At 68.8% G+C, this 9,333-nt stretch carries 7 protein-coding genes and 2 pseudogenes; 2 read left to right on the top strand and 7 right to left on the bottom strand.

Annotation, left to right across the window (positions count from 1 at the left end; translation table 11 throughout):
- Positions 1–342: 342 nt before the first annotated feature.
- Genes BJF85_RS13325 through urtA form a run of 6 tightly spaced genes read right to left on the bottom strand, consistent with a single transcriptional unit; the run spans position 343 to position 5,951 of the window.
- Positions 343–1,251, bottom strand: coding sequence for an RluA family pseudouridine synthase (locus BJF85_RS13325; RefSeq protein ID WP_075847813.1), 909 nt, complete (start codon positions 1,249–1,251; stop codon positions 343–345).
- 28 nt (positions 1,252–1,279) lie between these two features.
- Positions 1,280–1,966, bottom strand: coding sequence for an urea ABC transporter ATP-binding subunit UrtE (gene urtE, locus BJF85_RS13320; protein WP_075847811.1), 687 nt, complete (start codon positions 1,964–1,966; stop codon positions 1,280–1,282).
- Positions 1,966–2,724 carry an urea ABC transporter ATP-binding protein UrtD gene (gene urtD / locus BJF85_RS13315; protein ID WP_255375608.1) on the bottom strand — a complete coding sequence of 253 codons (759 nt, stop codon included), beginning with the start codon at positions 2,722–2,724 and terminating at the stop codon, positions 1,966–1,968. The genes urtE and urtD overlap by 1 nt, the downstream gene beginning before the upstream one ends.
- On the bottom strand, positions 2,721–3,794 hold the full coding sequence (gene urtC / locus BJF85_RS13310; RefSeq protein ID WP_075847807.1) for an urea ABC transporter permease subunit UrtC: 1,074 nt from the start codon (positions 3,792–3,794) through the stop codon (positions 2,721–2,723). Before urtC ends, urtD begins: the two co-directional genes overlap by 4 nt.
- A complete protein-coding gene (gene urtB, locus BJF85_RS13305) occupies positions 3,791–4,675 on the bottom strand; it encodes an urea ABC transporter permease subunit UrtB (RefSeq protein WP_075847805.1) in 885 nt (294 codons plus the stop codon). The genes urtC and urtB overlap by 4 nt, the downstream gene beginning before the upstream one ends.
- Positions 4,676–4,718: 43 nt before the next feature.
- A complete protein-coding gene (gene urtA, locus BJF85_RS13300; protein ID WP_255375607.1) occupies positions 4,719–5,951 on the bottom strand; it encodes an urea ABC transporter substrate-binding protein in 1,233 nt (410 codons plus the stop codon).
- Between the two features lie 324 nt (positions 5,952–6,275).
- Here urtA and BJF85_RS13295 point away from each other — a divergent pair, with 324 nt between their 5' ends.
- Positions 6,276–6,608 (top strand): DUF3040 domain-containing protein, encoded by a 333-nt coding sequence (locus BJF85_RS13295; RefSeq protein ID WP_075847803.1) that lies wholly within the window; start codon positions 6,276–6,278, stop codon positions 6,606–6,608.
- Positions 6,609–6,624: 16 nt separating this feature from the next.
- Here BJF85_RS13295 and BJF85_RS13290 read toward each other — a convergent pair.
- Positions 6,625–7,469, bottom strand: a pseudogene (locus tag BJF85_RS13290) (phosphoribosylaminoimidazolesuccinocarboxamide synthase).
- A gap of 74 nt (positions 7,470–7,543) precedes the next feature.
- Here BJF85_RS13290 and BJF85_RS13285 point away from each other — a divergent pair.
- Positions 7,544–9,333: pseudogene (locus BJF85_RS13285) on the top strand (thiamine pyrophosphate-requiring protein).

Below are 9,333 nucleotides of genomic sequence, written 5' to 3'. Positions count from 1 at the left end.
GATCGACGGGATCGGACCAGTCCCGGCCGCGTACGCACGGGAGATCATGACCAACCCCAAGTCGATCTGGCGGAAGGTGCTGTGTGATCCCGCCACCGGTAACCCCGTTGACCTGGGGCGATCCTCGTATCGTCCGAATTCGACGATCCGCACACTCGTCCAGGTCCGCGACCACATGTGCATCGTCCCCTGGTGCCGACGGCCCGCCCGGCACCGCGACTTCGACCACCACAAGCAGTGGGCCAAAGACGGTGGCTCAACCGCCGTCGACAACGCCGCGCTCCGAGGCCGCAAGCACCACCGGCTCAGACCCGCCGCCGTCCTGACCGGCGGCGTCAGGCGTCAACCCGGCCAGGCGGACAGGGTGCGGCAGCTCTCGAAACGACGACGCTCGCCCGTCAACGGGTCCGTGAACTCCAGCACCTTCGCCAACAACTGCAACGGGGAACTGAAATCGTCCAACGGCGTCTCGTATGTCGCCGGGTAGAACGAATCGCCCACGATCGGCACACCCAACGACGCCAGGTGCACGCGCAGCTGATGCGTGCGGCCCGTCGCCGGCACCAGACGGTAGCGGCCGAGGCCGTCGCGGTGCTCCTGCAGCTCGACGTACGTCTCGGCGTTCGGTTCGCCCGGCACCTCCTCGGCCGTCACCACCTCGCGCCGCTTCACGATCCGGCTGCGCACCGTCCGCGGCAACACCAGGTCCGGGTCGAACGGCGCGATCGCCTCGTACTCCTTGTGCACCACACGGTCCCGGAACAGATTCTGATACGGCCCGCGCAACTCGCGGCGCACCGTGAACATCAACAACCCCGCCGTGACCCGATCCAAGCGGTGCGCCGGGCTCAACTCCGGCAAGCCCAACTCGTCGCGAAGGCGCACCAACGCCGTTTGCATGACGTGCTTGCCCCGCGGAATCGTCGCCAGGAAATGCGGCTTGTCAGCCACCACCAGATCGGCGTCGCGGTAGACGACACCGATGTCGAACGGCACCGGCACCTCGTCGGGAAGATCGCGGTGGAACCAGACGAAATCACCCGGCACATACGGAGTGTCCACCCGCACCGGACCCGCGGCCGTCACGAACCGGCCCGCCGCCAACATCTCGTCGATGTATGCCGGCTCCAGCCGGTGCAACCGCTCCACCAAATGGTCCCGCACCGTCGCCCACGTCCCGTCCACCGGCAACCGCACCCGCGCGGCATCAAGCCCATTGCGCTGCGGCAACGGAGACACAGGACGCTTCATGGCCCCCAGGGTAGTGCCGCCCGCAGCCCTAGATGGCCATGGCCGCACGCACCGCATCGTGCGCGCCGGCACCCCCGTCGCCGGAGGACGCGACCCGACCCGAGGCCAACACGTAATAACGCTCCGCCGCCGACAACGCGAACCCGACATGCTGCTCCACGAGCAACACCGAAAGATCACCCGACGTCGTCAGATCCACGATCGTCTGCTCGATCTCCGCCACGACCGACGGCTGAATGCCCTCCGTCGGCTCGTCCAGGATCAACACCCGCGGCCCCGTGAGCAGTGCGCGGGCGATCGCGAGCTGCTGACGTTGCCCACCGGACAACAACCCGGCCTTCCGCGACAGCACCTCCGTCAACGCCGGGAACTTCTCCACCATGTCGTCCACCCGAGCCCCCGGATGGGCATCGGCCACCAACTGCAGATTCTCGGCCGTCGTCAACTGCGGAAAACTCTGCTGACCCTGCGGCACGTACGCCATCCCGCGCCGCACCCGCCTGTTCGTCCGCGCCCGGGTCACGTCCCGGCCGTCGAGCAGCACCCGCCCCGACGTCGGTGACAGCAGCCCCACCGCGGCACGCAGCAACGTCGTCTTGCCCGCCCCGTTGTGCCCCAACACCGCCGCGACGCCGCCCTCCGGCACCGACAGGCTCGCGCCGTGGACGACCGTCGTGCGCCCGTACCCGACGTGGACGTCGACCAACTCGAGCATCACTCCACCTCCCCGTCCGACGCGGCAGTGCCGAGATAGACCTCCTGAACCCGCCTGTCCGCCTGCACCTCCGCCACGCTGCCCTCCGACAACACGCGGCCCCCGTGCAACACGGTCACCGAATCCGCGAACGCCCGCATGAACTCCATGTCGTGCTCCACCACGACCACCGTGCGGTCGACACCCACCCGGCGCAGCAACTCGCCCGTCGCCTGCCGCTCGTCACCGCTCATGCCCGCAACCGGTTCGTCCAGCAACAACACCCGCGCGTCCTGCACCAGCAGCATCCCGATCTCCAGCCACTGCTTCTGCCCGTGCGACAACTCGCCGGCCTTGCGGCCGCGGTGCTCGGCCAGACCCACCGTGTCCAACGCCGCCTCCACCGCGGCCGGCACCGATCCGCGCGCCCGCAACAACGTCCACGCCTTGCGATGCGCGCCCGCCGCGATGTCCAGGTTCTGCAACACCGACAGCTCCTCGAACACGCTCGCCGTCTGGAACGTGCGCCCGATTCCCAGCCGCGCGATGCGATGCACCGGACGGCCGAGCAGATCCGTCCTGCCGAACCGGATCGACCCCGTGGCCTTCGCGAGCCCGGTGATCGCGTCGACCAGCGTCGTCTTGCCCGCGCCGTTCGGCCCGATGAGAAACCGCAGATCGCCCTGCAACACCGTCAGCGACACCCCGTCCACCGCGCGGAACCCGTCGAACTCGACCCGCACGTCGGACAGTTCCAGATAGTCGGCGGTCATGCTCATGTCGACGCCTCCTCGCGTTCGGCCGGGACGCTCGCCCGCCTGCGCCGCTTCCACACACCCGCCAACGAGGCGAGCCCCCCCGGAAGGAACGCGACCACCACCACGAACAGGGCGCCCTGGAAGTACGTCCAGAACGACGGGAAGTTCTCCGACAACGACGTCTGCGCCCAGGCCACCGCCAACGCGCCCAGGGCAGGACCGAACAGCGTCGTCCGCCCGCCGATCGCCACGCCGATGAGGAACGCGATCGACGGGACCACGCCCACGTCCTCCGGCGAGATGATCCCCGCGATCGGCGCGAACAACGCACCGCCGATCCCGGCCATCACCGCCGCGATGACGTAGGCGACCGTCTTGACCATCGCCGGGTCGTAGCCGAGGAACCGGACCCGCTCCTCCTGGTCCCGTACGGCGATCAACAGCTCGCCGTACCGCGAGCGATACAACTGCCACGCGAGCACCAACATCGCCAGCAGCGCGGCCGAGGCGATGAAGAACAGCATCCGCCGGTTCACCGGGTCGAACAGGTCGTAGCCGAAGAACGAGCGGAAACCGTTGAGACCGTTGGTGCCGCCCGTGGTGGTCTGCTGCCCGATGAGCAGGATCGCGAACGCCGCCGCCAACGCCTGCGACAGGATCGCGAAGTAGGCACCCCGCACCCGTCTGCGGAAGATCGCCCAGCCGAGCGTGAACGCCACGACCGCGGGAATCGCCACGATCGCGACCAACGTGACGACCGGCGAGCGGAACGGTTCCCACCACAGCGGGACCACGCCGCTGCCGTAGAGGTCCATGAAGTCGGGGACGCCGCCGGGGCCCGCGTCGTCGAGCTTCATGTGCATCGCCATCACATAGGCGCCGAGTCCGAAGTAGACGCCCTGGCCGAGGGTCAACATGCCGCCCCGGCCCCACGCCAGTCCGATACCGACGGCCACCATCGCGAAACACACGAACTGGCCGAGCAGGGACAGCCGGAACGCCGACAGCACCGACGGTGCCACGACGAGCAGGGCGACCGCGATCGCGACGAACCCGGACAGCGCCGGCACATGCCGTCGGAACGTGCTCATACCAGGCTCCTCGTCCGCACGCTGAAGATTCCCTGCGGCCGGACCTGCAGGAAGATCACGACCGCGACGAGCACGGCGACCTTCGCGAGGCTGGCGGTCGTGGAGTACTCGAACGTCGCCTGCAACAGGCCGAGTCCGAACGCGGCGATCACACAGCCCTTGATCTGCCCGATGCCGCCGGCGACCACCACGAGGAACGCGTCGACGATGTAGTTCGTCCCGAGCGTCGGACCCGTCGAACCGAGCAAGGTCAACGCGACCCCGGCGACACCCGCCAGGCCCGATCCGATGAAGAACGTCAACCGGTCCGTCGTGCGCGTCGAGATGCCGACCGTCTGCGCGAGATCACGGTTCTGCACGGTGGCCCGGATGCGCCTGCCCAACGACGACGCCTTCAACAGCACCCCGAGGGCGACGACCGCGGCCACCGCCAGCACCAGGATGAACAGCCGGGCCGCCGACACCTGGGCGAACCCGAGGTCGACGTTGCCGGACAACCAGCTCGGCGAGGCCACGTCGACGTTGGGCGCACCGAAGATGTCCCGGGCGAGCTGTTGCAGGATCAACGCCACACCCCACGTCACCAGGAGTGTGTCGAGTGGACGGTGATACATCCGGTGCAACAGCGTCGCCTCGAGCACCACGCCCAACGCGCCGCCGACGAGGAACCCCGCCGGGATCGACACGAACAGCGACACGCCGGCGTCGCCGACGAGGCCCTGCACGACGAAAGCCGTGTAGGCGCCGGCCATGATGAACTCGCCGTGCGCCATGTTGATGACGCCCATCTGGCCGAACGTCAGTGCCAGGCCGAGTGCCGCCAGGAGCAGCACGGATCCGAGCGACAGCCCGGCGAAGAGCTGACTGGAGAATGCTTCCACGAAGGTCCTTCTCGAGTGGGTGCCCGCGCGGGCGCAGGCCGGGTCAGCCGTCGGACAGGTCGTCGGCCCAGTCGTAGCCCCGCAGGTACGGATCGGGCTCGATCGGTTCCCCGGAGTCCCACACGGTGTGGATCAGGCCGTCGTCGCCGATCTCGCCGATCCGGGAGGTCTTCGCGATGTGCTGGTTGTCGCCGTCGACCGTGACCGTGCCCTCCGGGGCGTCGAACGTGACGCCGCCGGCCGCGGCACGAATGTCCTCGGTGGCGAAGGAATCGGCCTGCTCGACCATTTCCTTCCACAGGAACAGGGACGTGTACGCGGCCTCCATCGGGTCGGACGTGACCCGCTGGTCGCCGTACTCGTCGCGGAAGGCCTCGACGAACTGCTCGTTCTCCGGGGTCTCGACGGTCTGGTAGTAGTTCCACGCCGTGAGCTGGCCCTCGAGGTTGCGCGCGCCGATGCCTTCGACCTCCTCCTCGGCGATCGACACCGACATCACCGGCATGTCGTCGGGCGACAGTCCGGCGTTGCGGTACTCCTTGAAGAACGCGACGTTGGAATCCCCGTTGAGGGTGTTGAACACGGCGTCGGCGTCGGCCTGGCGCACCTTGTTGGTGATCGTCGAGAAGTCGGTGTGGCCCAGCGGGGCGTAGTCCTCGCCGGTGATCTCGATGTCGTGGGCCTCGGCGTACTGCGTGATGATCCGGTTGGCCGTGCGCGGGAACACGTAGTCCGATCCGACGAGGTGCAGCGATTCGACGCCCTGCTCGGCCAGATAGTCCAGCGCCGGCACGATCTGCTGGTTCGTCGTCGCGCCCGTGTAGAAGATGTTGGGCGAGGATTCGAGGCCCTCGTACTGCACCGGGTAGAACAGCAGCGAGCCCGAGCCCTCGACGATCGGCAGCATCGCCTTGCGCGACGACGACGTCCAGCCGCCGAACATCGCGGCCACGCAGTCGTCACCGATCAGCTTGCCCGCCTTCTCGGCGAACACCGTCGGCTCGGATGCGCCGTCCTCGCTGACGATGTCGAGCTGCTTGCCGAGCACACCGCCGTCGTCGTTGATCTGCTTCGCCGCCAGTTGCAGCGAGTCGTGCACCGTCTGCTCACTGATCGCCATGGTTCCGGACAAGGAGTTGACGAACCCGACCTTGATCGAGTCGCCGGAGGTGTCGACACAGGACTCCGCGGCCGCCGCGTCGCCGCCGCCGGCGTCGTCGACACGGTTGCCGCACGAGACCAACAACAACGATGCGGTGACCGCCAGGGTCGCCACGCGCAGTACGCGGCCACGCCGCAGACCAGTGCTCGCCGATTTCACGTCGGATTTCGCCTTCCCTCGGGGACCGGGACCGGCGACACGTGGGGAGACCGACTTTCGGAGTGGCCGATCGTGTCGCCGCCGGCACACGCTAGGAACGTCGTGTTTCCGGAAACCGAGCTACTTCATTGCCGGGTGATCACGAGCGCGCGCGGTTCGTGGCGACCGGGACATCTGCGCGTTACGTGTGCCGCGTCGGTGGCGGTTAGCGGCGCGACCGTGCGGGTAGCCGTCGCGGGAACACGACCGACGGATGTGATGCGAGGACGGGGAACGTCAATGCTGAGTCGTCGCGAACGCGAAGAACTCGAACGGATCGGTGGGCAGCTGTCCGACGACGACCCGGAACTGGCGGAGGCCTTCGGCCGCGGCGGGCCGCCGCGCCGGTCGCCGGGCGGACGGGTCCTGCGGCGCGCCCTCGAACTGTTCGCCGGCGCGCTGATCGTGCTCGGACTGGTGACCCTCAACTTCGGACTCGTGCTGGTCGCCGCCTTCGTGCTGGTGGCCGCCGCGTTCGCCCACGCGCAAGGGTGGGGTGAATGGCCGGGCACCGGCGAACCGAACGGCGGCGCGGACGCCGCGGGCCCGCCGACCCCGCCGGCCGGGAACTAACCCCGGCGGCCGGTGATCACGCCGGCCGCCAGGTCTGCCCGGTGATGCGCTCGAACGCCTCGACGTAGCGGGCGCGGGTCGCGTCGACCACGTCGATCGGCAGGTCCGGGCCCGGCGGGGTCTTGTCCCAGCCGGTGGACGTCGCCCAGTCGCGCACGAACTGCTTGTCGAACGCGTGCTGTGTGCGGCCCGGCTGCCACTCGTCGGCCGGCCAGAACCGCGACGAGTCCGACGTCAACACCTCGTCGCCGAGGGTGAGGGTGCCGTCGCGTCCCACCCGAATTCGAGCTTGGTGTCGGCGACGATGATGCCGCAGTCGGCCGCGTGCCGGGCCCCGGCGCGATACAGCGCCAACGTCAACTCGCGCAGCTGCTCGGCCGTCTCGCCGCCCTCCTGGGCGACGACGTCGTCGAAGGTGATCGCCTCGTCGTGCCCCTCGTCGGCCTTCGTCGTCGGCGTGAAGATCGGCTCCGGCAGTTCGCTGCCCTCCACCAGACCGTCCGGCAACGCGATCCCGGACACCGTGCCGTGCTTGCGGTACTCCTTCAGACCGGACCCGGACAGATAGCCGCGGGCGATGCACTCCACTTTCACCATCGACAGCGGTCTGCACCGCAGCGCGCGCCCCGCGAACTCCTCCGGCACGTCCGTGGCCGAGATGACGTGATTCGGCACCAGATCGGCGAACCGGTCGAACCACCAGCGCGACAGCTGCGTCAGGAGCGCGCCCTTGTCGGGGATCGGGGTCGGCAGGGGCACGTCGTAGACCGAGATCCGGTCCGAGGCGACGAACAGGATGTCGCCGTTGTCGTCGTAGAGGTCCCTGACCTTGCCCGCGTGGATGTGCTTCACGCGCCTCATCGTACGACCGGGTTGGCGCGGCGGCCGGTGGGTAGTCCCGGGGCGGCCCCGAGGAGTCGAGGACAGGAGACGTGATGGCGGAAACGGTCGGCGACCAGGTACTGCGGCAACTGCGTGAATGGGACGTCGAGCAGGTGTTCGGCTATCCGGGCGACGGCATCAACGGCCTCGTCGCGGCGTTCGGCGAGGCCGACAACCGGCCGCGGTTCATCCAGTCGCGGCACGAGGAGATGTCGGCGTTCCAGGCCGTGGGCTACGCCAAGTTCAGCGGCAACGTCGGCGTGTGCATGGCCACGTCCGGTCCCGGTGCCATCCACCTGTTGAACGGGCTCTACGACGCCAAGCTCGACCACGTGCCGGTCGTCGCGATCGTCGGGCAGACCGCGCGCACCGCGATGGGCGGCAGCTACCAGCAGGAGGTCGATCTCCAGGCGTTGTTGTCGGACGTGGCGTCCGACTACCTCGTGGAGGTCAACGCCGCCGAACAGTTGCCCAACGCGCTCGACCGCGCACTGCGCACGGCGTGGGGTGAGCGCACCGTCACGGCGGTGATCATTCCGGCCGACCTGCAGGAACAGGAGTACCAGCCGCCGCAGCACGAGTTCAAGCACGTGCCCTCCGGCCCGCCGAGCACGCCACGGTCGGTCGTCCTGCCGCCCGAGGACGAGATCGCCCGCGCGGCCGAGGTGCTGAACGCGGGCGAACGGGTGGCGATCCTCGTCGGCCAGGGTGCCCGCAACGCCGCCCACGAGGTGATGCAGACCGCCGAGCTGACGAGTGCGGGCGTGGCGAAGGCGCTGTTGGGCAAGGACGTGCTGTCGGACGAACTTCCGTACGTCACCGGGGCGATCGGCCTGCTCGGCACCCGGCCGACCTACGAGATGATGCGCGACTGCGACACGTTGCTCATCGTGGGTTCGAACATGCCCTACAGCCAGTTCCTGCCCGAGTTCGGCCGGGCGCGTGCCGTGCAGATCGACCTGGACCCCGGCGTGCTCGGGATGCGGTATCCGACCGAGGTGAACCTGGTGGGCGAGGCGAAGGCGACCCTGCGCGCCTGTTGCCCCAGCTGCAACGCAAGAACCCCACGTCGTGGCGTTCCGGTATCGAGTCGAGCGTCGCTCAGTGGTGGGACACGATGCGGCAGCAGGCGATGCTCGAGGCGAAACCGGTGAATCCGCAGCGCGTGGTCCACGAGCTGTCGGCACGGTTGCCGGAGGACGCGATCATCACCGGCGACTCCGGTTCGTCGACGAACTGGTTCGCGCGCAACCTGCGGATCCGTGGGCACATGCGGGCGTCGCTGTCCGGCACTCTCGCCACGATGGGTGCGGGCGTGCCGTACGCGATCGGTGCGAAGTTCGCGCACCCGGACCGCCCGGTCGTCGCGCTGGTCGGGGACGGCGCGATGCAGATGAACGGCCTGGCCGAACTGTTGACCGTCGCCCGGTACCGGGAGTCGTGGTCCGATCCACGGATGATCGTGTGCGTGTTCCACAACCACGACCTCAACCAGGTGACGTGGGAGCTGCGCGCCATGGGCGGGGCACCGAAATTCGAGGAGTCGCAGACGTTGCCGGACGTCTCGTACGCGGCGTTCGCCGCCGCGCTCGGCTTCGACACCCTCACGATCGACGATCCCGACCAGCTCGGTCCCGCCTGGGACAGGGTGCTCGGCGGCAGCGGTCCGGCTCTGCTGGACGTGCACTGCGACCCGGAGGTTCCGCCGATCCCGCCGCACGCCACCCTCGAGCAGATGACCTCGACCGCGCAGGCCCTCGTCAAGGGCGACCCGAACGCCTGGCACGTGTTGATGCAGGGCGCGAAGACGAAACTCCAGGAGTTCCTGCCCGGCAGCCGCTGA

The organism is Saccharomonospora sp. CUA-673 (assembly GCF_001942305.1).
In the GTDB taxonomy this organism is placed as follows: domain Bacteria; phylum Actinomycetota; class Actinomycetes; order Mycobacteriales; family Pseudonocardiaceae; genus Prauserella.
This window is presented reverse-complemented; position numbering and strand designations above follow the sequence as displayed.